The organism is Gilliamella bombicola, assembly GCF_900094945.1.
Taxonomy (GTDB): domain Bacteria; phylum Pseudomonadota; class Gammaproteobacteria; order Enterobacterales; family Orbaceae; genus Gilliamella; species Gilliamella bombicola.
The window spans coordinates 71,275-95,127 of the sequence record NZ_FMAQ01000007.1; the positions used below are offsets into that span (position 1 = coordinate 71,275).

The 23,853-nt window shown below is 36.4% G+C and carries 24 protein-coding genes and 1 pseudogene; 14 read left to right on the top strand and 11 right to left on the bottom strand.

Annotated features, from left to right (window positions below):
• Positions 1–8: 8 nt before the first annotated feature.
• Positions 9–1,490 (top strand): mannitol dehydrogenase family protein, encoded by a 1,482-nt coding sequence (locus GA0061081_RS07265; protein ID WP_091349081.1) that lies wholly within the window; start codon positions 9–11, stop codon positions 1,488–1,490.
• Here GA0061081_RS07265 and GA0061081_RS11355 read toward each other — a convergent pair.
• A complete protein-coding gene (locus GA0061081_RS11355) occupies positions 1,453–1,788 on the bottom strand; it encodes an IS3 family transposase (protein WP_141683352.1) in 336 nt (111 codons plus the stop codon). The two genes, GA0061081_RS07265 and GA0061081_RS11355, sit on opposite strands and share 38 nt — an antisense overlap.
• Positions 1,789–2,165: 377 nt before the next feature.
• Between GA0061081_RS11355 and GA0061081_RS07275 the strand changes: the two are divergent.
• The 5 genes and pseudogenes from GA0061081_RS07275 to GA0061081_RS07305 form a co-directional block, all read left to right on the top strand.
• A pseudogene (locus tag GA0061081_RS07275) lies at positions 2,166–2,828 on the top strand (DUF4225 domain-containing protein); the annotation flags it as partial.
• 143 nt (positions 2,829–2,971) lie between these two features.
• The gene (locus GA0061081_RS11005; RefSeq protein ID WP_141683350.1) at positions 2,972–3,163 is read left to right on the top strand and encodes a hypothetical protein; all 192 of its coding nucleotides are present in this window, start codon (positions 2,972–2,974) and stop codon (positions 3,161–3,163) included.
• A gap of 482 nt (positions 3,164–3,645) precedes the next feature.
• On the top strand, positions 3,646–3,921 hold the full coding sequence (locus tag GA0061081_RS07290; RefSeq protein WP_141683351.1) for a hypothetical protein: 276 nt from the start codon (positions 3,646–3,648) through the stop codon (positions 3,919–3,921).
• A 572-nt stretch (positions 3,922–4,493) separates the two neighbouring features.
• Positions 4,494–4,670 carry an IS3 family transposase gene (locus GA0061081_RS11360; RefSeq protein ID WP_425337792.1) on the top strand — a complete coding sequence of 59 codons (177 nt, stop codon included), beginning with the start codon at positions 4,494–4,496 and terminating at the stop codon, positions 4,668–4,670.
• 75 nt (positions 4,671–4,745) lie between these two features.
• Complete coding sequence (locus GA0061081_RS07305) at positions 4,746–5,429, top strand: GntR family transcriptional regulator (protein WP_091349104.1); 684 nt, start codon at positions 4,746–4,748, stop codon at positions 5,427–5,429.
• Positions 5,430–5,512: 83 nt separating this feature from the next.
• On the opposite strand, the gene GA0061081_RS07310 is transcribed toward GA0061081_RS07305, so the two are convergent.
• On the bottom strand, positions 5,513–6,109 hold the full coding sequence (locus GA0061081_RS07310) for a CHAP domain-containing protein (protein WP_091349107.1): 597 nt from the start codon (positions 6,107–6,109) through the stop codon (positions 5,513–5,515).
• Between the two features lie 282 nt (positions 6,110–6,391).
• Here GA0061081_RS07310 and yccX point away from each other — a divergent pair, with 282 nt between their 5' ends.
• The 5 genes from yccX to GA0061081_RS07335 all read left to right on the top strand — a co-directional run bounded on the left by yccX (position 6,392) and on the right by GA0061081_RS07335 (position 10,003).
• The gene (gene yccX / locus GA0061081_RS07315; RefSeq protein WP_091349109.1) at positions 6,392–6,670 is read left to right on the top strand and encodes an acylphosphatase; all 279 of its coding nucleotides are present in this window, start codon (positions 6,392–6,394) and stop codon (positions 6,668–6,670) included.
• A gap of 81 nt (positions 6,671–6,751) precedes the next feature.
• A complete protein-coding gene (gene lptC / locus GA0061081_RS07320; protein WP_091349112.1) occupies positions 6,752–7,315 on the top strand; it encodes an LPS export ABC transporter periplasmic protein LptC in 564 nt (187 codons plus the stop codon).
• A 3-nt stretch (positions 7,316–7,318) separates the two neighbouring features.
• Positions 7,319–7,861, top strand: a complete 543-nt coding sequence (gene lptA / locus GA0061081_RS07325) for a lipopolysaccharide transport periplasmic protein LptA (protein ID WP_091349115.1) — start codon at positions 7,319–7,321, stop codon at positions 7,859–7,861.
• Position 7,862: 1 nt separating this feature from the next.
• Complete coding sequence (gene lptB, locus GA0061081_RS07330; protein WP_091349119.1) at positions 7,863–8,588, top strand: LPS export ABC transporter ATP-binding protein; 726 nt, start codon at positions 7,863–7,865, stop codon at positions 8,586–8,588.
• Positions 8,588–10,003, top strand: coding sequence for an RNA polymerase factor sigma-54 (locus GA0061081_RS07335; protein WP_091349175.1), 1,416 nt, complete (start codon positions 8,588–8,590; stop codon positions 10,001–10,003). The genes lptB and GA0061081_RS07335 overlap by 1 nt, the downstream gene beginning before the upstream one ends.
• A gap of 30 nt (positions 10,004–10,033) precedes the next feature.
• Here the strand turns inward: GA0061081_RS07335 and GA0061081_RS07340 are convergent, their stop codons facing one another.
• The 5 genes from GA0061081_RS07340 to leuA all read right to left on the bottom strand — a co-directional run bounded on the left by GA0061081_RS07340 (position 10,034) and on the right by leuA (position 15,641).
• Complete coding sequence (locus GA0061081_RS07340; RefSeq protein ID WP_091349122.1) at positions 10,034–10,798, bottom strand: class I SAM-dependent methyltransferase; 765 nt, start codon at positions 10,796–10,798, stop codon at positions 10,034–10,036.
• A 46-nt stretch (positions 10,799–10,844) separates the two neighbouring features.
• Positions 10,845–11,447 (bottom strand): 3-isopropylmalate dehydratase small subunit, encoded by a 603-nt coding sequence (leuD, locus tag GA0061081_RS07345; RefSeq protein ID WP_085247307.1) that lies wholly within the window; start codon positions 11,445–11,447, stop codon positions 10,845–10,847.
• Positions 11,448–11,458: 11 nt separating this feature from the next.
• The gene (leuC, locus tag GA0061081_RS07350) at positions 11,459–12,859 is read right to left on the bottom strand and encodes a 3-isopropylmalate dehydratase large subunit (protein WP_091349125.1); all 1,401 of its coding nucleotides are present in this window, start codon (positions 12,857–12,859) and stop codon (positions 11,459–11,461) included.
• Positions 12,860–12,945: 86 nt separating this feature from the next.
• Positions 12,946–14,025: a 3-isopropylmalate dehydrogenase gene (gene leuB / locus GA0061081_RS07355; RefSeq protein WP_091349129.1), complete on the bottom strand. Its 1,080-nt coding sequence runs from the start codon at positions 14,023–14,025 to the stop codon at positions 12,946–12,948.
• A gap of 68 nt (positions 14,026–14,093) precedes the next feature.
• The gene (leuA, locus tag GA0061081_RS07360) at positions 14,094–15,641 is read right to left on the bottom strand and encodes a 2-isopropylmalate synthase (protein WP_091349132.1); all 1,548 of its coding nucleotides are present in this window, start codon (positions 15,639–15,641) and stop codon (positions 14,094–14,096) included.
• 438 nt (positions 15,642–16,079) lie between these two features.
• Here leuA and nfsB point away from each other — a divergent pair, with 438 nt between their 5' ends.
• Complete coding sequence (nfsB, locus tag GA0061081_RS07365; protein WP_091349136.1) at positions 16,080–16,724, top strand: oxygen-insensitive NAD(P)H nitroreductase; 645 nt, start codon at positions 16,080–16,082, stop codon at positions 16,722–16,724.
• Between the two features lie 65 nt (positions 16,725–16,789).
• Here the strand turns inward: nfsB and GA0061081_RS11365 are convergent, their stop codons facing one another.
• Positions 16,790–17,056 carry a YcxB family protein gene (locus tag GA0061081_RS11365; protein ID WP_091349140.1) on the bottom strand — a complete coding sequence of 89 codons (267 nt, stop codon included), beginning with the start codon at positions 17,054–17,056 and terminating at the stop codon, positions 16,790–16,792.
• A 127-nt stretch (positions 17,057–17,183) separates the two neighbouring features.
• Here GA0061081_RS11365 and ettA point away from each other — a divergent pair, with 127 nt between their 5' ends.
• Positions 17,184–18,851: an energy-dependent translational throttle protein EttA gene (ettA, locus tag GA0061081_RS07375; RefSeq protein ID WP_091349143.1), complete on the top strand. Its 1,668-nt coding sequence runs from the start codon at positions 17,184–17,186 to the stop codon at positions 18,849–18,851.
• Positions 18,852–18,944: 93 nt separating this feature from the next.
• Here ettA and GA0061081_RS07380 read toward each other — a convergent pair whose 3' ends face one another.
• Genes GA0061081_RS07380 through GA0061081_RS07390 form a run of 3 tightly spaced genes read right to left on the bottom strand, consistent with a single transcriptional unit; the run spans position 18,945 to position 22,510 of the window.
• Complete coding sequence (locus GA0061081_RS07380) at positions 18,945–20,573, bottom strand: DUF2813 domain-containing protein (RefSeq protein WP_091349147.1); 1,629 nt, start codon at positions 20,571–20,573, stop codon at positions 18,945–18,947.
• A gap of 16 nt (positions 20,574–20,589) precedes the next feature.
• On the bottom strand, positions 20,590–21,393 hold the full coding sequence (gene rfaP, locus GA0061081_RS07385) for a lipopolysaccharide core heptose(I) kinase RfaP (RefSeq protein ID WP_091349151.1): 804 nt from the start codon (positions 21,391–21,393) through the stop codon (positions 20,590–20,592).
• Positions 21,386–22,510, bottom strand: coding sequence for a glycosyltransferase family 4 protein (locus tag GA0061081_RS07390; RefSeq protein ID WP_091349154.1), 1,125 nt, complete (start codon positions 22,508–22,510; stop codon positions 21,386–21,388). Before GA0061081_RS07390 ends, rfaP begins: the two co-directional genes overlap by 8 nt.
• A gap of 216 nt (positions 22,511–22,726) precedes the next feature.
• Between GA0061081_RS07390 and mnmL the strand changes: the two genes are divergently transcribed.
• On the top strand, positions 22,727–23,653 hold the full coding sequence (gene mnmL / locus GA0061081_RS07395; protein WP_091349160.1) for a tRNA modification radical SAM protein MnmL/YtqA: 927 nt from the start codon (positions 22,727–22,729) through the stop codon (positions 23,651–23,653).
• The last annotated feature ends 200 nt before the right edge of the window (positions 23,654–23,853 follow it).

A 23,853-nucleotide genomic window follows, 5' to 3' on the forward strand; every position in this document is an offset into this window, starting at 1 on the left:
GAAAAATAATGAAACTATCAAATCTAACTTTATCACAACTACCTGAAAAGGTAGTTGTACCAAACTATGATAGAAATAAGCTTAAAACTAAAATAGTTCATCTTGGTTTTGGTGCTTTTCATCGTGCTCATCAAGCTGTTTTTACTGACATTTTGGCAACAAAATATGGAAGTGATTGGGGATATTGTGAAGTTAATTTAATCGGCGGTGAAAAACAAATTGAAGATTTAAAACAGCAAGATTACCTATTTAGTGTGTGTGAAATGGCTTATGATAATTGGAATTCGCGCGTTGTCGGGGTTGCCAAAGAGGCATTACATGCTGATATTGATGGTATTGCAAAAATATTAGAAGTTATGACACGCCCTGAAATCGCTATCATTTCAATAACTGTTACTGAAAAGGGATATTGTTATTTACCGTCAACGGCATCAATTGATCTAAATAACCCGCTGATTAAACACGATATTGAAAATGCAGCTAAACCGAAAACTGTTCCGGGTCTGATCGTTGAGGCATTACGTTTACGTAAAGAAAAAGGTTTAAAACCGTTTACGGTAATGTCCTGTGATAATATGCCAGAAAATGGTCATGTGACACGTAATGTTGTTTTGGCGTTAGCCAAACAACGTGATCCAAGTTTGGCTAGTTGGATCGACCAAAATGTGACATTCCCATCAACAATGGTTGACCGAATTGTACCTGCCGTGACACCTGAAACCATGGAAAAAATCCAAAAACAACTGGGTGGTATTGAAGATCCGGCGGGCGTTGCCGGTGAGCCATTTAAGCAATGGGTTATTGAAGATAACTTTGTTGCTGGCAGACCAGAGTGGCAAAAAGCCGGTGCTGAACTTGTTAGTGATGTCTTGCCTTATGAAGAGATGAAGCTACGTATGTTAAATGGTAGTCACTCGTTTTTAGCTTATTTAGGCTATTTAGCAGGTTATTTACATATTGATGAATGCATGCAAGATCCTAATTATGTGAAAGCTGCAAGACATTTGATGATAAATGAACAAGCAAGCACATTACGAGTAAAAGGAGTTGATTTACAGGCTTATGCCGATTCGTTGCTTGATCGTTATCGCAATACAGGTTTAAAACATCGTACTTGGCAAATAGCCATGGATGGTACTTTAAAATTACCCCAACGTATGCTCGATTCAGTCCGTTTTCATTTAGCGAATAACACACCTTTTGATTGCCTAGCTTTAGGTATTGCAGCTTGGATGAGATATGTAAGTGGGACTGATGATGCAGGTAAGATGATTGAGATAAGTGATCCAATTGCTGATAAGTTGAAAGAACTAGTAGCAAACAGCCAAGATAATCAAGAACGGGTAAAATCACTATTGTCATTATCACATGTATTTGGTGATGATCTACCTAACAATAAATGTTTTGTTGAACAGGTAACTAAAGCTTATTTAGCTTTGCGGGATACTGGCGCTAAAAAGTCAGTTGAACAATTAGCAGAAAGTTTTTAAAGTTTTTTTTAAACATTACTAACACAACTAACATAATTAATAAAAACAAAGTGTAATTGCCTGCAAGGGCGTTACACTTTTCACTTGTACTCCAATTTAGTACAAATAACCTTTCTATATTTATTTCATTGAAATAGCAACACATTTCAAACAAAAAATTAAGGGGTAAGTGTTTTTTAAATTCAACGGAAGGCAAGTAGCCTAACGAAGAATGTAATCGTTTATGATTGTACCAATAGGCATAAGCCGAAAAAGCGCGTTGTAACTCAGCCGTTGAGTTTAAGCGATTAACTCTTATTCTTTTTGTTGATGTGGCAACACCCTATTATACAAATAAGTCAAATCCTATTAATAATACATTTTCAACAATCGCGCAAAATGATATTCACACACAAATTAATTCATTAGTAGCATCAAATGAAGATAAAACAAAGATTCGCCTTGACGCTCAAAATTTACTTGATTGTGCGCATGAAGTTTGTGAAAAACACCTTTAACATGATGATATAAAGCAAGATTTTATTAACAATGTTGATGATTTTGCCACGCGCATTGTAAATCAAGTGGAAAGAGGAGCTATGAGTTATGAACAAGGCTCAGAAGCGATAAAATCTGAAGAAAAGAGTTTATGGGATCAAAGCCTGCACTGGGTAGGTAGGTCGGGGACTAAGTGTTTTAGGTGGTGCAGGCTTGATGATGACGGGGTTTGCAATGTGCACAACTGGTATGGGTTGTATACTTGGCTCATATGTAGCAGCGCATGGAGTTAATAGTATTCAAGAAGGGATAACCGGTGAGGATGGTTTTTTAAAATCAGTGTATCAAAATGCGGCGGTAGGATTAGGAATGTCTAAAGAGGCAGGTTCTTTGGCTTATGATTTAGTTGATATCGGTATATCCGTACATGGTAAACTTAAATTAGTTCCTAAAATTGATAATAGTTTTGCAATTAATCAATTTAATCGCGCTAATTCAGCAAAATTCAAATTATTTCATTATGGTAGAAAGGATTTGCCACGAGCATATAGACAGATGAATAAATGGTTGTTAGGTTCTGAAATATTTAGTGATGGTATATCATTATATAAAATTTATCAAGAGGCTGAAAATATATTAGTTAAAGATAATGAAAGTAGTGAGACAAATTTATATATTTCAAAACCAGAAAAGATTGATAATATAGAGAAAATTGTAGATAGTTGTACAATAGTAATACGTGTTACAGGTAGTGAATCTGATGTAGATGACCAACCTAATTACTCGTTGTGTACGCGCTTGGATGGTACTACATATCGGCAATATTTTGATGGCCATATTGAAGAAGGTTCTATTGAATAACAGGAATAACACAGATGATTATATTGATTTACATTGCGTATTACTTTTTCTCTATTTTGCCTATTATTATTACTTATCGCTTTAGAAAATATACAATAAGTGATTATCAATATAATAAAAAGTTGAAATGGCAAAGGTGCATTATGTTGGTTTTTAATTATGTTGCTGCAGCTGTTCAAATTATAATTGGATATGAACTTAAACGTATCGCTCGTTCTAATGAAGATTATGGTCCTCTTGCATTATCAGCATATATATTTCTAATTATTTATCTTTTTCCAATATCCTGGTTAGAAAGCCCAAAAGAGTATTTAAAAAAGAAAAAATGGAAATAATAATGAATTTAGTGAAGTTAGCTTTCCACCATTAACAACTAGAGAAATAACATAGATGATTATATTGATATACATTGCGTATTACTTTTTCTCTATTTTGCCTATTATTATTACCTATCGCTTTAGAAAATATACAATAAGTGATTATCAATATAATAAAAAGTTGAAATGGCAAAGGCGCATCATGTTGTTTTTAAATTATATCGTTGCTTTTTTCGAGGCGTTTATTGCCGGACATAGAAAAACAATCCATAACTATAGTTCTGACTATGAGCTTTTACTTTTCTCATCAGGAATATTTATTTGTATTTACATTTTTAGCATAGGGTGGTTAGAAAGCCCAAAAGAGTATTTAAAAAAGAAAAAATGGAAATAATAATGAATTTAGTGAAGTTAGCTTTCCACCATTAACAACTAGAGAAATAACACAGATGATTATATTGATTTACATTGCGTATTACTTTTTTTCAATTATGCCTATTATGATTTCTTATCGTTTTAGAAAATATACAATAAGTGATTATCAATATAATAAAAAGTTGAAATGGCAAAGGCGCATCATGTTGGTTTTCAATTATGTTGCTTCAGTTGTTCAAATTATAATTGCATGTGAACTCAAACGTATCGTTCGTTCTAATCAAGATTATGGCCCTCTTTTATTATCAGCATGTATATTTCTAATTATTTATCCTTTTCCAATATCCTGGTTAGAAAGCCCAAAAGAGTATTTAAAAAAGAAAAAGAAAAAATGGAAATAATAATGAATTTAGTGAAGTTAGCTTTCCACCATTAACAACTGTCGCATTACCTTCCAAACAAATTGTAGAAATTCCTCGCGTTGTTTACAGTAATTTGAGAAACGACTGTAATGAATATACATAAAAAACAAAATTAACGCCTTATCACAGACAAGAGATATGGCGCTTATATCATAAAGAAAAAATAACGGTCACCAATTTGGCTAAACGCTATAACAAAACCTATCCGGGTGAAATGCTACACGTTGATACTAAAGGGTTATCTTTACTTAAAAATGAAACAAAACAGCAAACTAGAGAATATTTACCCATTAATATCTATTTTATTTTTATTGTTTTTATACATAAACGTAGTGCAATCCTGAAACTTTTTAACAAAAATTCTACTGTCTTTGTTTGTTAGATAAATGTTTGTTTAGATAAACTGCGTGATAACCAGCGTATCAATCAAAAATCGACAAAAATCACCTGCAACGACAATTTGATGTAGGTGATAAAGAACAAATTGTTGTTGCGGATTTAACCTAATGACAAAGGGTAGCGGAAGCGACATTTAAAACAATTAAGACGAAATTTGTAAAAAAAGCCAACGTTTTAACTCAATGGCTGAGTTAAAACTCGCTTTTTCGGCTTATTCCTATTGGTATAATCATAAACGATTACATTTTTTGTTAGGATATTTGCCTCCTGTTAAATTTAAAAAACACTTATCCCTTAATTTTTTGTTTGAAAATGTGTTGCCATTCTAATCAAAAAAACTTTTCTTATACCTAAAAATATCCTACTATTCTTCCTTATTTTGTTCCTTACCATAAGAATGATATATGTTTAAATCTGCTGTCTTAAATATTTCAGAACCCGTTAATCAACAAATTTACCGTAAATTAAGAAAAGCGATTATTACTTGTCAAGTATTGCCTGGTGTTTTACTGTCAGAAAAAGAGATTTCTAGTCAATTTAGTGTTTCAAGGCAACCGGTTAGAGAAGCGTTCATTAAATTAGCCGAAGCGGGACTAGTGCAAATTCTTCCTCAACGAGGAACATTTGTCACAAAAATATCGATTAAAAAAGTGATGGATGGGCAATTTATTCGCGATGCAGTTGAATGTGCAATTATAAAACAAGCTGCGATAAAAATTAAAGATTCTGATATTTTACTATTACAAAAAAATCTTAATGAACAAAAAGAAGCGAATAAACAAAAGAATATTCATTATTTTCTTGAAAAAGATGATGAATTTCATCAAATTTTAATGAATGTGATAGACTGCCAAATGGCTTGGGAAAGTGTCGAGAACATTAAAGCAATGATGGATAGAGTCAGATTTCTTTCATTAGAACAGATTTCTCCGCCAGAGGATCTTGTTAAACAACACGAAAAAATTCTGATAGCCTTAAAAAATCATGATCCTGAGCTTGCTGCTATAGCTCAACATGAACATTTATCGGCTATTTTAGAGACAATAAAAATAGTGTCTAAGCAGAAAAATGAATGGTTTGTTGATTAGTATTTATTAAAGCTATGGATTGTTCTTTTTGTTGTAAATAAATATGTCGTTTATCTTTTTTATAACTTGATTTATTTGAATGATTATTTATTTTTACGCAAATAGCCTAAAGCGCCAGCAATCTTTATTGTCCATATTCCATTTTTAAACATTAAAGGAAACGTTGCTCGACTGCTTGCATTAGGTCCTGGGTTTTGTTGCACTATTTCGATTTCGGTATCAGTTACTTTACTGATAATAGCAACATGCCCATAGCTAGACCAATTAAGGACAACAATATCATCCACCTGCGGTTTAGTAGGTGAGCCATTGTGGAATTGTAATAAATTGCGTTGTCGATTAATTTTGCCATCAGCAACTAATGGATCAAAGAAATCTTTTGCATGCCCATAGCTATTAGGCATTTTGTGATTAAAGCGTTGATAATAATAGCGTTTAATAAATTCAACACATTGATATTTCAAACCTAAGTTATAGCCGTCTTTAGCAATATTTCTTCCACTTACATTATTGATGCTACCGTTATAATAGACTTTCACACCATTAAATTCGTCAACGACTTTACCAATTTGGGGGTTATTAATTTCAACATTGGCAAAAGCACACGAATAAAGTATATAGTAGCTTAATATTGATAATAGCAAAAATAAGAACAGACTTTTTTTATAGTTTAATAGCATTTTTTATTTCCATTGTTTTTATAATCTATTATTAATTCTAATTGTTATTTTATTAAAAAAACAAAATAAAAAAAATCTAAATAATAACAACTTAATAGTAATATTATTACGTTATTTTATATTAAACGTACTAGTGTAGTAATTATGAGTACAATAACATCTATTTTTGTATAAGTTAGTGACTTATGATCATGAATGATTATTTTCTGCTGACAATTTGTATAATCCTATTCATCATTACGATAACTATGTTTGAGTTAATAATAGCGGAGGGATTGTAGGATGATTAAGAAAGTTAAAATAAATGTGAAAGGACGAGTGCAAGGCGTTGGATTTCGTTTTTTTACATATCAACAAGCCCAAAAGCTAGGATTAGTTGGCTATGTTCGCAATTTAGAGAATGGCGATGTTGAAATTATTGCTCAAGGTGACCACTTACAAATAGCTAAATTAACAAAATGGATTGAAAATGGTGGACCTGCTTCGTCACGTATTTCGCATGTAAAAATTTATGAATTATTGCCACAAAACGATTTAACTTCTTTTAATGTTCGATATTAATTTAACGAAAAATAAAGTAAAATATATAAAATTTTGAACATTCGAAATAATAATTTCTTATTAACGTGATTAACGTATGTTATGAATAAAAAAAATCTGATCTGCCTTTTACTTCTTATTGCTGTTATCGGTGTTTATTACAATTATCAAAAAGGAGATGGGGTTGCAAGCCAATCTACCCAAGATATATCAGATAAACCGATTTATCAAAGTGATGAGATGTTGACAGATATTTACGACTTATCAGGTGAACTTGTGTATAAAATTGAGTCGAGTCATGTTAGGCATTATGATGATTCAGATAATACTGAATTTGATTTGCCTAATTTCACCATTTATGATCAACAGAATGTAGCTACATGGCATATTAAAGCAAAGAAAGCGACGTTAACGAGTAATAAATTTTTGTACCTTTATCATGATGTACAGTTAGATAATTTGACACAAGAAGCTCAATTAAAACAAGTAAAAACAGATAATGCAGTAGTAGATTTAACTTCACAGTTAGTTACATCAAAAGATCCAGTCATCATTAATGGGGTGGGGTTTTATTCAACCGGTATTGGTTTAGCAGGGGATTTGCGTGCCAAAACGGCTAACATACTTGAAAATGTAAAAACATATTATAACACTGAGGCAAAATAAAACATGAGTTCGCTAAAAAAAATTGTTTGTTCATTCATTTTATTACTACCTATCTCTTTAAGTAGTTTTGCAAATGAGCCGACTACGCAATCAGAAAGTCCAAAGATATTTGCCGATAATAAACCCATTGCAATTGATGCTGATAATCAACAAATTGATATTGAAAATAATACTATTACATTTATTGGCAATGTGGTCATTGTTCAAGAAGGATTAACCATAAAAGCGGATAAAGTGGTTATCACTGAAATGCAAGATACAGAAAAACAAAAAATTACAGCTTATGGTAATCCAGTGAATTACAAACAAATTTTACCAAAAAACAATAAGGTTGTCACAGGACACTCTTCACAAGTGATTTACAATGTCAAACAAAATAATATTGTTTTACAAGGTAATGCAGAATTATTTCAGCAAGATAATCATATTATTAGTGATCAGATTACTTACGACGTCAAAAAACAGCAAATATTTGCACAGCCGGGTAAAAATGGGCGAGTAAAAAGCACTATCATCCCAAACCAAGTTAAAGAGATGAGCAAATAAAATGTCAATTTTAAAAGCGGAAAATCTAGCTAAAGTATACAAAAAACGACGTGTTGTTGAAGATGTCAGTTTAACCGTTAATTCAGGCGAAATCGTTGGATTATTGGGGCCTAATGGTGCAGGTAAAACCACCACTTTTTATATGGTGGTTGGTATTGTGACCTTAAATGCGGGTAAAATTTATCTTGATGATCATGATATTAGCATTTTACCTTTACACGAGCGAGCACAAAAAGGCATCGGCTACTTACCGCAAGAGGCTTCTATTTTCAGAAAATTGTCTGTAATTGATAACATTATGGCAATTTTAGAAACGCGCAAAGATATTGATAAAAATGAAAAAATTGACCGTGCCGAAGAATTACTTGAAGAGTTCCATATTACGCATATTCGTGACAGTATAGGGCAATCTTTATCGGGTGGTGAAAGACGACGAGTTGAAATTGCTCGCGCATTAGCGGCCAATCCTAAATTTATTTTGCTTGATGAGCCTTTTGCTGGTGTCGATCCGATTTCGGTGATTGATATCAAAGGTATCATTAAACATCTACGTGATCGGGGCTTAGGTGTATTAATAACAGATCATAATGTGCGTGAAACGTTAGATGTTTGTGAGCGTGCTTATATTGTTAATAAAGGTCATTTAATTGCTGAAGGTTCGCCTAATGATATTTTAAGTAACGAATATGTAAAACGCGTTTACTTAGGAAACGAGTTCAGGCTATGATAAAACCTAGTTTACAACTGAAAGTATCTCAACAATTATCTATGACGCCACAATTACAATTGGCGATTCGATTACTACAGTTGTCAACTTTAGAGCTCCAACAAGAGATTCAAACTGCTTTAGAAAATAATCCATTGCTTGAAGTTGCTGATCAATATGACGAAATTAACGTTGACCAAAGCGATGAAATTGAACATATTGATACGCGTGAAGCTTTAGATAGCCGAGAGATCCCCGACGATATTCCATTAGATGCATCGTTAGATGATATCTATACCGCAGGAACCCCATCAGGAACGAATTCAGATTACCGTCATGATGAGTTACCGATTTACCAAGGTGAAACTCACGAAACACTACATGATTATTTAGAATGGCAGCTTGAACTCACTCCATTTAGTGATACTGATAGGGCAATAGCCATTTCGATTATTGAAGCTATTGATGATCGGGGCTATTTAACGGTTACCACAGAAGAAATACTCGAAGGGCTGGGTAATGATGAAATTGAACTGAACGAAGTTGAAACTGTTTTAAAGCGTATTTGGCATTTTGATCCAATAGGCGTTGGTGCCAGATCGTTACAAGAGTGTTTGTCTATCCAAATTCAATATTTAACCTATCCACTACTAGTTAAACCAATTATTGACAACTACTTAGATTTATTAGCGAATCGAGATTATAGAACATTAAAAAAAGTATTAAATGCTAGCGATGAGCAGTTAAAAGAAGCCGTCAATTTTATTCAACATCTACAGCCATACCCAGGTGATTCAATCAATACTACATCGCCAGATTATGTGATCCCTGATGTTTTAGTAAAAAAAGTGAATGGAAACTGGATGGTCGATTTGAATAATGACACTATGCCACGCTTACGCATTAATCAGCAATATGCTGCAATGGAAAAGATAGCAAATGAAAGTGATAGCCAGTATATCCGATCACATATGCAAAATGCGAATTGGTTTATTAAAAGTATTGAAAATCGTAATGAAACATTACTTAAAGTCAGTCAATTTATTGTTGAACATCAGCAAGCATTTTTTGAACACGGCACTGAATACATGAAACCAATGATTTTGTCTGATGTTGCAATGGCAATAGACATGCACGAATCAACGATTTCACGTGTGACAACACAGAAATATTTACAATGCCCTACAGGAATATTTGAGTTAAAATTCTTTTTTTCTAGCCATGTAAACACGGAATCAGGTGGTGAAGCCTCATCGACAGCTATTCGTGCTTTAATTAAAAAATATATATTAGCAGAAGATAGTAAAAAACCGTTAAGTGATAGTAAATTGGCCGCAATGCTTGAAGAGCAAGGTATAATTATTGCTCGTCGAACCGTAGCAAAGTACCGTGAAGCCTTATCAATTCCTTCATCAAGCCAACGTAAACAGCTTTAAATTTAAAGCTGTTTACGGCAACGGATTATTTTAAATGACTTTTTCAGTTTCAATAATCATCATATCCGTAGTAAAAGAACCATCAGCTTGAAGTTCAAAATAACTTTTTGTATCGTCAGCTGCCGTTTCTTGGTAAATTCGTATTGCCTCAATTAACGGTTCAGGGGTACGCATTCGTTTAACCCATGTATCAAAAGAGAGAGTTAAACGATGGCGGGCTATATTGTTAATGACGAAACCTGCTTCAGTTAAAAAGGTTAACCACTCACCGGGGGTATAGTCTCGAACGTGTGATGTATCACGCAAAGCTTCAACAGTTTGTAGCCAAATATCTAGTACAGGATGACCAGGTGAAACAACATCCATAATAATTAATTTACCACCAGCTTTGGTTATGCGATGAAGCTGTCGAATACTTTTGCCCACATCATGCCAGTGATGTGCTGAGTAACGGCTGACAACAATATCAAATTGATTATCAGCAAAAGGTGGATATTCAGCATAACCTTGCTTAACGGTTATATTTTGTAAACCGCGCTCTTTCGCTGTTTGCGCTACAACCGATAACATTTCATTTGAAAGATCATAGGCTGTAACATGTTTAACATATTTTGCTGCAATAAAACTGACATGACCTGCGCCACATCCCATATCAAGTAGACTTGCTTCGGAATGCGGTATAAGTAGGTTAGCTAAATATTCAAGATCAGGACCTTGGGCATGTACTTTACTGGTTAAATAAGCATTGGCTTGTTCGCCAAACTGCTGTTTAACATTGTCATGATGTGTTGCCATTGTTAATTCTCATTATTGGGCGCAAATAAGCGCCCAAAAGTTAAAGTTAAGCTAAAAATGAAGGGATTTTCTGTTCAAAGTCGCTAATTGCTTCTTCATGTTGTAAGGTTAAGCCAATATTATCTAACCCATTTAACAAGCAATGACGTTTAAAAGCATCGATTTTAAATGTATATTGCTTGTCGCCAGCAATAACAACTTCATTGACTAAATCAATGGTAAACTCAATGCCTTCATTGGCTTCAACAATTTTAAATAGCTCATCGACATCTTCTTCGGATAAATTAACCAATAATAACTGATTGTTAAATGAGTTATTGTAAAAGATATCGGCAAAGCTTGAACCAATAATAGTCTTAAAGCCATAATCAGCTAATGCCCAAGGGGCATGTTCACGAGAAGAACCGCATCCAAAATTTTCACGTGCTAATAAAATGCTGGCACCTTTATAGCGGGGTTTATTCAAGACAAATTCAGGATTAGGCTGCTCGCCAGCATCATCTAAAAAGCGCCATTCATGAAAGGCATGTTTACCAAATCCAGTACGTGTTACTTTCTGTAAAAACTGTTTTGGAATGATTGCATCTGTATCAACATTAGCCGCATCCAAAGGAACAACTAATCCGGTATGTTTTGTAAATTTAGCCATGACAAGTCTCCTTAAAACGGTTTGCGAATATCAGTAAAATGGCCAGTAATAGCTGCTGCAGCTGCCATAGCAGGGCTGACTAAATGGGTTCTGGCATCCCGCCCTTGGCGACCTTCAAAATTACGATTACTGGTTGATGCGCAGCGATCTCCAGGTGCTAATTTATCGTCATTCATTGCAAGGCACATTGAACAGCCCGGTAACCGCCATTCAAAACCAGCGTCGATAAAAATTTTATCTAATCCTTCGGCTTCGGCTTGTTCTTTGACAGGACCTGAGCCAGGCACGACTAATGCTTGTACACCTTCTGCCACTTTACGACCTTTAGCAATTTGCGCTGCTGCGCGTAAATCTTCAATTCGCGAATTTGTACATGAGCCAATAAACACTTTATTGATCTTAATATCTGTCATTTTGGTGCCAGCGGTTAATCCCATATAAGTTAATGCGCGTTCAGCGGAATGCTTCTCGATAGGATCTGTAAAACCATCAGGATTGGGTACTGTTGCATCAATGGATGTGACTTGACCCGGATTTGTTCCCCAAGTGACTTGAGGTGCAATATCTTTACCTTCAAGTGTGACCACGGTATCAAATTGCGCACCGTCATCGGTTTTTAGGGTTTTCCAATAGGCAACAGCTTTTTCAAAATCTTCACCCTTTGGCGAAAATTGACGACCTTTTAAGTACTCAAAAGTCACTTCATCTGGCGCAATAATACCAGCTTTAGCCCCCATCTCGATTGCCATATTGCATAATGTCATGCGTCCTTCCATTGATAATGACTTAATGGCATCACCACAAAATTCAACCACATGCCCAGTACCACCAGCACTGGTGGTTTTACCAATAATCGCTAATATAATATCTTTGGCAGTGATTCCTTCAGCTACTTGACCTTTGACCTCGATTTTCATGGTTTTAGCTCGACCTTGTTTTAAGGTTTGAGTAGCTAGTACATGCTCAACTTCAGAGGTGCCAATCCCAAATGCGAGTGCGCCAAATGCGCCATGTGTTGCGGTATGTGAATCACCACACACAATAGTCATACCGGGTAAAGTCATACCTTGTTCAGGACCGACCACATGGACAATACCACGTAATGGGCTTTGTAAATCATATAACGAAACACCAAACTCCTTGGCGTTTTTTGCCAGTTCAGTTAATTGAATGCGAGCCATTTCGCTGCAAGCATTTAAATCATTACTTTTGGTTGAAGTATTATGATCCATGGTCGCAAAAGTTTTATGAGGCTGACGCACCTTACGATTCATTGCACGCAAACCATCAAATGCTTGTGGAGAGGTAACTTCATGCACTAAATGACGATCAATATATAAAATAGGTGTTTCGTTTGGTGCTTCATAAACGACATGTGCATCATATAATTTTTGATACAGTGTTTTTGACATTGCATATTCCTTATTATTTTTACAACAAGTACTAATGACTTGGTTTATCGCATTATTTTATTTACGGTTATAATCAAACCATGCGGTTAAATCAACTTACAAATAATATCACCCATTTCATCGGTCGATACTGGCTGTTCTTTTTGGGCTAGATCAATAGTACGATAGCCTTGCTCTAATGCTTTATTTACGGCTGTTTCGATAGCTGAGGCAATATCATCTCTTTTTAAACTATAACGGACTAGCAATGCTAAAGATAGAATTTGTGCTGCTGGATTGGCAATGTTTTTACCAGCAATATCTGGCGCACTACCGCCTGCAGGTTCGTATAATCCAAAACCCTGTTCATTAAGGCTGGCAGAAGGTAACATACCCATAGAGCCCGTTATCATAGCGCATTCATCAGACAAGATATCACCAAATAAATTTGAACATAAAATTACGTCAAACTGTGAAGGATCTTTAACTAATTGCATAGTAGCATTATCGATATACATATGTTCAAGAGCAACATCTGGATAGTTTTTAGCAACTTCACTCACCACTTCACGCCATAAAATTGAGGTTTGTAATACATTAGCTTTATCAATTGATGTCACTTTCTTACGGCGTAAACGTGCGGCTTCAAAGCCCATTTTTGCGATGCGTTCGATTTCAAAACGGTGATACACTTCAGTATCAAAAGCCTTTTCTTGCGCACCACTTCCTTCTCGTCCTTTTGGTAGACCAAAATAGATACCGCCAGTTAATTCGCGCATACATAAAATATCAAAACCACGCTCAGCAATATCGGCACGTAATGGGCAAAGATCTTCTAATCCTTGATATAAGCGGGCAGGGCGCATATTAGCAAACAGTTTGAAATGTTTGCGTAGTGGCAATAACGCACCGCGTTCAGGTTGTTGGTCGGGTGGTAAGTTAGTCCATTTTGGTCCGCCCACTGAACCAAATAAAATGGCATCCGCTTTTTCACAACCCTCAAGGGTTTCATTAGGTAATGGACAACCGTGAATATCAATTGCTGCACCACCGACATCATATTCGCTAGTAGTAATAGAAAGTTGATATTTTTGGCGGATAACATCCAATACTTTATAGGCTTGTTTCATCACTTCAGGGCCAATGCCATCGCCGGGCAGTACTGCAATATGGTAGTTTTGTGACATTTTTTATTCCTTTATAATCTCATTTAATCTTCTTATTTTGCTGTTAAACGAGCAAAACAAATAATTTTTTAATCTTGGTGTAATTTTTGTTTTTCTTGGGCAACTTGATTTGCTCTATACACATTATTTAATACATTAATTAAAGCTAACGCCGATGAGTGAACAATATCGGTTGCAAGCCCAACACCATGGAACTTACGCCCCTTATATTCGGCAACAATATCCACTTGCCCTAACGCGTTTTCACCTTGTCCTTTAGAAGCTAATTGGTATTTGACAATCGAAATCGGTTCGCCAGTAATCCGATTTATGGCTTGGTAAACCGCATCGACCGGACCATTACCTGTTGCTGCATCGGAATACTTTTTATCGCCAATTAATAAACTGACTGAAGCAGTCGAAACCACTGTTGAACCTGACTGAACATTAAAATAATCTAAAACATAATGCTCTTTTTCGTCTTTCAATTGGTTTATGAAGATTAATGCTTCTAAATCATAATCAAACACTTGGCCTTTTTTATCAGCTAGTTCTAAAAACGCCTCATAGACTTGATCTAAGTTATAATCTTTATCGTGATACCCTAGCTCTTCTAAACGATGTTTTACCGCGGCGCGTCCAGAGCGAGAGGTTAAATTTAATTGAATTTGATTTAAGCCGATTGATTCAGGGGTCATAATCTCGTAAGTTTCACGATTTTTTAAAACCCCATCTTGATGAATTCCTGACGAGTGAGCAAAAGCATTACTACCAATAATTGCTTTATTGCCCGGAATTGGCATGTTAGTAATTTGGCTGACAATTTGGCTGGTACGATAAATCTCTTGATGATTGATATTGGTATGAACATTTAAAATATTTTGGCGAACTTTGATTGCCATAATCACTTCTTCAAGTGCGGTATTACCTGCACGTTCGCCTAAACCATTCATCGCCCCTTCAATTTGCCGAGCGCCTTCTTGAACCGCGCTAATCGAGTTAGCCACCGACATGCCCAAGTCATCATGGCAATGCACAGAGATAACCGCTTGATCAATGTTCGGGACACGTTCAAATAAGGTATGAATAATGCCACCAAATTGATAAGGGACAGTATAACCGACAGTATCCGGAATATTGATCGTTCTTGCCCCGGCTTTAATTGCTGCTTCAACGATCCGACATAAGTTATCAATTGGGGTACGACCTGCATCTTCACAAGAAAACTCCACATCATTAGTATAATTACGTGCACGTTTGATACAGTGCACAGCCCGTTCAATGACATCATCAAATGTCATTTTTAATTTATCTTTAACATGTAAGGTTGATGTTGCCATAAAAGTATGAATTCGAAATTGATCGGCAACTTTTAATGCCTCGGCTGCAACATCAATATCTTTATCAACACAACGAGATAAGGCACAAACACGGCTATCTTTAATGGTTTTAGCAATCGTTTGTACCGATTCAAAATCACCAGGTGATGATACAGGAAAGCCAACTTCCATCACATCGACTCGCATTCGCTCAAGTGCAAGCGCTATTTGTAACTTTTCTTTAACACTTAAACTTGCTTGCAATGCCTGTTCGCCATCACGTAACGTTGTATCAAAAATAATAACTTGATCACTCATTGTTTTTCCTTTTTATATATTTTAGCGCTATCACGGTATTTCAAGTTAAGAAAACAAAAAACCCGCACTTTAGCGCGGGTTCTTGTAATTTGTTGAGTCTTTATTTAACTACTTCTTTTACTCCACACACAAGCTATCCGCGCAAATTGATGCGAGGAGGAGGCTGAGGTCGAGTGATAAATAGTTAACAAACATAAAAATCTCTATTTTGATTGTAATTAATACAGATTAAAACTGATGATATTTTTACCAAATGATATTAGTGGTGTCAATGATTATTTGCAGCCAATCTTAATATATTCTATTTTTATTAAAACAAAGTACCTAATACTAAATTAAGTATTGCTTCACTATTTGACAAATCTATTAAAATAATAAGTTGAGACATAATGAAACCGAATTATAATAATGAAAAGAATAACTCACGAGGGTATAACAATGAACATAGTTGATATTTCTCAAAAACGCTATACAACCAAACATTATGATCCAACCAAAAAAATTCCTGCCGACAAGATTGAACAATTATTAACTGTTTTAAGAAATAGCCCATCATCAGTTAACTCACAACCATGGCATTTTTATGTTATTGATAGTGATGCGTCAAAAAATAAAATTTTACCCGCTATACTTGAATTTAATCAACCAAGAGTGACTGGTGCTTCGCACACTATTGTCTTTTGTATTAAAACGCCAATAGATGAAGCCCATTTAGTCAACTTGCTTAATCAAGAAGAGAAAGACGGTCGATACCCTTCAGCCGATCTTAAACAAGCACAAGATCAAGGTCGTCGGCACTTTGTAAAGCTTAATAGCACAACCATTGAATCGCAACAATGTTGGGAAAGTAAACAAGCTTACCTCGCATTAGGGCAACTGCTTTTTGCAGCAGCGGCAATAGGTATTGATTCAACGGCTATTGAAGGATATGACGCCCAAAAAATGGACGAGATTTTAGAGCTCAAAAGCAAAGGGCTTAAAAGTGTTATTGTAGCCACATTAGGCTATCGAGCCGAAAATGACGGCAACGCTCATCGACCAAAATCACGCTTATCGAAAGAGCAACTTTTTACGTTTTTATAAACAAAAATAACGTTTCCAAATTATCCCACCTAGTAAAAGGTGGGATACCTTAAAATGGCTTTACATCATTTTTGATAATAATTTTGATATTGCTTGAGTTTATCTTCTAGTACTTGTTGTTGTTCTGGAGTAAAGTCTTCGTTAAAACAGAGATAACAAGCATATTTTTGAATATAGAACAAATAGCCTTTGTTGAATTTTTCAATTTTATAAAATTGAGAATATCTAAAGAACCAAGATATGCATAGTAAATCTAATTTAAGGTATTGTTGATTATATATGCACATGGGGTGAATTTGAACGGTTTTATATAAATCTACCGTTAACACCATTTAACCAAATTACTCACATTATTACAAATAACCCTAGACCCAATCTCCAGAATCGCTACAATATACGCCATTAGTCATATAGCAAATGCCTTTTGCTATTTTTAACCCAATAAACGGATGATGTTTTATGGCGCAATATGTTTATACCATGAATCGCGTTGGGAAGATTGTTCCTCCTAAACGCTATATTTTAAAAGATATTTCTTTAAGCTTCTTTCCGGGTGCCAAAATTGGTGTGCTTGGTTTAAATGGGGCGGGTAAATCCACTTTACTGCGAATTATGGCAGGGGTTGATACCGAAATTGAAGGTGAAGCACGCCCACAGCCAGGCATTAAAATTGGTTATTTACCACAAGAGCCGAAATTAGATCCTAAACAAACCGTACGCGAAGCCGTTGAACAAGCGGTTGGTGATGCTAAACAAGCATTGGCTCGATTAGATGAAGTATATGCCGCTTATGCTGATCCTGATGCCGATTTTGACAAATTAGCCAAAGAACAAGCTGAACTTGAAGCCATTATTCAAGCGCAAGATGCGCATAATTTAGATAACCAATTAGAACGAGCTGCTGATGCACTGCGTTTACCTGATTGGGATGCGAAAATTGAAAACTTATCAGGTGGTGAACGCCGTCGTGTAGCTATTTGTCAGTTATTGCTGGAAAAACCTGATATGTTACTCATTGACGAACCAACCAACCACTTAGATGCCGAATCGGTTGCCTGGTTAGAACGATTTTTACATGACTACGAAGGTACCGTTGTTGCGGTAACCCACGATCGCTACTTTTTGGATAATGTAGCTGGTTGGATTTTAGAACTTGACCGTGGTGAAGGCATTCCTTGGGAAGGGAACTACTCATCTTGGCTTGAACAAAAAGATCAGCGTTTAGCGCAAGAAGCTTCGACCGAATCGGCACGTCGTAAATCGATTGAAAAAGAACTCGAGTGGGTACGGCAAAATCCAAAAGGGCGCCAAGCAAAAAGCAAAGCCCGTTTAGCCCGTTTTGAAGAACTAAACAGCAACGATTACCAAAAACGTAACGAAACTAACGAACTATTTATTCCACCTGGGCAACGTTTGGGTGATAAGGTGATTGAGGTCAATAACCTAACTAAATCGTATGGCGATCGCGTGTTGATTGATAACCTCTCTTTTAGCATTCCCAAAGGGGCAATTGTTGGCATTATTGGTCCAAATGGGGCAGGTAAATCCACGCTATTTAGAATGCTATCGGGCAAAGAGCAACCCGATTCAGGTACCATTACTTTAGGTGAAACCGTGCAGTTAGCTTCGGTTGATCAGTTCCGCGATAACATGGATGATAAAAAAACCGTTTGGGATGAGATCTCAAATGGTCAAGATATTATGCGTATTGGTAATTTTGAAATTCCAAGCCGTGCTTATGTTGGTCGTTTTAACTTTAAAGGTGTTGATCAGCAAAAACGTGTAGGTGAACTTTCAGGCGGTGAACGTGGACGCGTGCATTTAGCCAAATTATTGCAAGTAGGCGGTAATGTTCTGTTACTTGACGAACCGACCAATGACTTAGATGTCGAAACGCTACGTGCACTGGAAAATGCATTATTAGAGTTTCCGGGCTGTGCCTTAGTGATTTCGCATGACCGTTGGTTTTTAGATCGCATTGCCACCCATATTTTGGATTATCAAGATGAAGGCCATGTTGAATTTTTTGAAGGTAACTTTACCGAGTACGAAGAGTGGAAAAAACGCACACTAGGTGCTGAGGCATTAGAGCCAAAACGCGCTAAATATAAACGAATCACCAAATAGATTTAACCTACATTCCATTCCGCTGAAATGATGCCAGCGGAATGGTTTATCTTCTTGATATCAATCTTAAACTATTTTTTACACGGTAGTGACTTAAACTAGCGCCTTAGATACTTTAATAATTTTGGCAAAGGTATCGGTTAGCAAACGCGGTATGGCGTTTATACCACGTGATTTTGCATCATCACAAATGGCAATCGCAAGATCAGGTTTTGAACTTTTATGAATCGCTTTTTGAATAATTTGATGTACAGGCAGATCAATATGCTGTGTTGTATTATAAGCGGCAAGTTTATAAACATGACTAAAACCATGTTTAAATAAAAAGTTTTCAATATCTCGGGCTGGTAAAACGGTTAAGTAATCATCGGGATTTTTATCGTCACCACATAGCGATTTTACGGTATCGGCATATTTCTTACCAGCCATATCTCCATCGGTTATCACATACCAATGAATGCCCATTTTATTAGCATATTTAATCAACGGTTTTAAACCACATTGCGCAAACTCAATTAACTGAACGCCTTCAGAACTTAAATGATAACCGCTCTGTTCAGCCAATTCACGCAGTAGCCAAACTTCGGTTTCTCCTTCGACTAACAGCCAACAACGGGCAAACAGTGCACTGGCACGGCGGTAAAAAATATGGAACAAAATGCGCCGGCTATCATCAATCCCAAAAGATTGGGGCGTGATATATTTGGGCACAATTTTATCGGGTAGACGAATCAATCGGTACAGACACTCTAATGGAAATAACGAAACCAAATCACTTGAATTAGACGTAATGATTTTTTGTGTTGGCAGATGCTTCAACAATCGAAAGCCAACCGACAAAATAATCGGATGTAACTGACTTTCTGGCTCTTCTAAAATCAAAATAGGCACAGCGTGTTGTGAAAGCGTATTATGGCCTTTGGCATTAATGATCGCCCCCAAAATCCCTAACAGTGCAGTTCGCAAATAGTCGTTATCAAGATCATCTAACACATTATTAATTCGCTCAAGCGAATTCCAATCTTCACTACGTGGCGAGCCTTTTTGGGCGACATGCTTATAATGGTAACGGTGCTCTTGATCGGCAAAATAATACTCCAAAAGCGCTCTAGCAGCTTGCAAACCGCGGTGTAACTCATCTTGTGTCAATTGTGTTGAATACGTTTTTAATTGCTCACAAAGTTGTAAAGTATAGTATTCGGATAAGGGCTGATTGGTAATGGGTAAATCCTGCAGACTAATCGAGCTTTTTAGCGCCATAACAGGGTTAAGCATAATTAAATGGGCAATTAACGCCTTGTGATCAGCAAAAGCGAAAGTTCTTTGTTGCAAATCTACCAAAGAGTGTTGGGTTATAATCTTATCGGCTTGTTTATTGGCGGTAATGAGGTAAGTGATTCGACGCAGTTTATCTTGATCAACAGTATAAGCAACGGGCAATAGTTGTTGATAGATGGGATTGTTAAGTTCATTAAAATAAGACTCACAATAGGTTATTTTAATCACAATCTTATTGCCATAGACATCGTATTTATCGTGATAAAAATCAGAATCCACAAATTGATAAAACTGATTATCAAGTGACAGCAATTGCAAAGCGCTAATCAAACTCGACCGACCCCAACGGTTTTCGCCCATTAGCACGCTAGCGCTTGGATTTAAGGTTAAAGATAGCGATTTGATACCTTTAAATCCTGAAATATCCATTTGCTCAATAAACATGGTACCTCCTTATGCTTTAAAGATGATACTTTTCTGTCCTTTTACGAATTCGTTCAACTTTTTGATGCGTACTAGCCATTAACTTAGCTTCATTACGCAAAATCGTTTTTAAAGGTTGATTAAAATACACTTTCAAAAATCGCCAAATATCGCGATCGGTTAGCCCAATATTCATGGCTGAAAAATAAAGCCCAATTAAATCTTTATCACGCCAACGTACAGGAACCGTTTTACGAACCTGAGCACGGTGTAAATCAATCACCGATAATTTTATTTGCTGATGATTTTCAAAAAGTGGAATATCAAGCAAAAAGTGACACAAATAACAATCACGATGATTAACCCCAGCGGCGTGCATTTGGGCGACCATTTTTGCCAAATAAATAACTAAACAACGCTTTATATGATAGCTAGGTGGGTTAGTTAACCATGGCTTGGTAAAATCTTCTAAACTCACAGTCGGGTTAAGATCCCTTGTCACAATAAACGAATGGCGAGTCAGTGGATTTAATCCCTTACGACCAAATGCACGCCCATCCATCGTATTAACGCCAACTTGCTCCAAACGCTCAATCGCATCCCACTCTTGCTTAGCATCTAAAACAGGTAAACGTAGCGAAATAAGATTCTTCACAATCTCTTTTATTGTTGAACCGCGGTGAATTTTAATAAAATACGATTCACCATTGAGCTCAAAATTCAACGTCTTACGTTGCTTAACCGCGCGATAAACTTTACCCGATATTAACTCAACTTCCGCAAACGGATCCTTATCTTTCCACAAAGCATCAAAAGGGGATTTTAACTTCAACTCATTCATAATGATCACAACCTAAAATAATATCTGCGGCACGCTGAGCTAAATGATATAAATCAGCCGTCTGGCCATAGTGTACCGCATTGTTATGCCATGTTAGTAATTGATCGTGATTGGTTATGGCATTTTGCACCGCGTGATTGAGATCTGCTTGTACAAAAGGCTCGGCAAGGATCACCCCAGCGTTGGCATCGTGTATATGATAAGCATACCCTGAAATGCCCGATACGATAACCGGCACACCAGCGGCCAATCCTTCAACCAAAACCATACCGGCAGCTTCTTGCCTTGCAGGGTGTAATAGCAAATTTGCTGCAAATAAAAAGTCAGGGATATCATTACGTCCTGCAAAAAAACGAACTTGATGCCCAATGCCCAGTTTTGCAGCTAGTTTTTGATAAGCATCGGGTTTGTCTTGCCCTACCACTAAAAAAGTGACTTTTTGCTTTAATTCATCAGGTAAAGCGGCAATGGCCGTTAACGAACGATCCACACCCTTACGTTTAAAATCCGATCCAATTTGCACAACCACAAAATGATCTTCATCAATTTGATTGGCTTGCCTAAATTGCTTACCTTTAGCCAGCGACTCATGATTGTATTGGCGATCTTGCGCAATACCGGGTGGCAAAAGGTAAAATCGAGATGGATCAGTATGGTAATAGTGCTCAAAATCACTAATTTGCTGTTTAGTCAAAACCATGACTTTGGTTTGGCTATGTTGATTAAATACCGCATCTTCAAAAGCCAAATAATGCTTACAGCGTTTAGACAATTTATAAAAAAAGCCCTTATGCGATACTTTTTCAGCAAAGCAGGTATCCCCTGCAAAATAGACATCAAGACCGGGCATTTTATTAAAGCCAACCACACAATCAACCGGATTCGCTTGTAAGTGTGCCTTCACCCAATGGTAATAAGATTGGTTACGGCTATGGTTCGACCAACCTTTTTGGGGAACCAAAACTACATCAAAGCCTGTAGGCTTATCGCCTTGCCACGCCATTACATAAATCCGCACATGGTGACCACGAGCTTGACAAGCCTTAGCAATTTGCAAAAAATCGCGTTGCAAACCACCAAAAGGGAAATACTTATAAATACAAAACGCCAGTTGCATGCAGATTGCCTCAAGTTAGAAAGGGCTATTATATACTTGTTGATAAGCAAGGTGCAAAAATAGCGACAACGGTTACAATATGCACAAAAAGCGGTCAGGAAAGGTATTGATTTTATTTAAGTTTTTTTAATGAGCAAAAAGTGCAATCTAACAAATCTAGCTTGAAGTCAGCCCACTAACTCCGTAAAATACCCAAAACGCTTATTCTGGTCTATTATGCAACTTCATCTTGTGGTTAACACCTTTGGCTCTGATCTCCAACGTCGATACGGCGAAAAGATCTACAAACTCACCCTACACGGAGGGTTTAGCTGTCCTAATCGCGATGGCACTATCGGCTCGGGGGGATGCACTTTTTGTAATGTGGCATCGATTATTGATGAATCAATACAAGTTAAATCGATTGCTGATCAACTTGTATCGCAAGCTCATCAAATGAAAAAATCCAAACGCTATCTTGCATACTTTCAAGCCTACACCAGTACTTATGCTGAAGTTGCAATCCTAAAAAATATGTACGAACAGGCGTTAAATAGTGCCGATATTGTCGGACTTTGTGTGGGGACTCGCCCTGATTGCGTACCGAATGAAGCACTTGATTTACTGGCAGGTTATCAATCTCAAGGTTTTGAAGTATGGTTAGAACTGGGCTTACAAACGGCTCACGATAAAACCTTGCACGATATAAATCGTGGACATACTTTTAACGATTATCATCAAACCGTACAAAAAGCTCGTAATCTTGGTATAAAAGTGTGCACGCACTTAATTATTGGCTTACCCAAAGAAACCAAACAAGATAATTTAATCACGCTTGAACGTGTATTAAATAGTGGCGTTGACGGCTTAAAATTACACCCTTTGCATATTGTTGATGGCAGTATTATGGCAAAAGCATGGCGAGCTGGTCGTATCAATATTTTATCATTGGATGAATATGTTGATATTGCAGGCGACATCATCAGACAAACCCCTGCAAACATCGTTTATCACCGCATATCCGCCAACGCTAGAAAGCCAACCTTGCTAGCGCCAGATTGGTGCGAAAACCACTGGCAGTCAATGAATGCCGTTGATCATAATTTGCGTCAATATGGTGTTCAAGGCAGTGCCATTGGGGATGAGTATTGTTTTAAGGAGTAGCAGGAATGTTTTTGTGGAAAAAAACAATGCAATTACATCCAAAAATCGGTCAGAAAAGGTATTGATTTTATTAAAGTTTTTATTTGATGTTTTTTATTCAAAAAACATCACCAAAACCATTTCCCAAAGCCCGCCAACATAAGCTAACTCATCCTTTAACAAAACTTTACAAATTTTTAACAAAAAAGGTAGCGCATTAT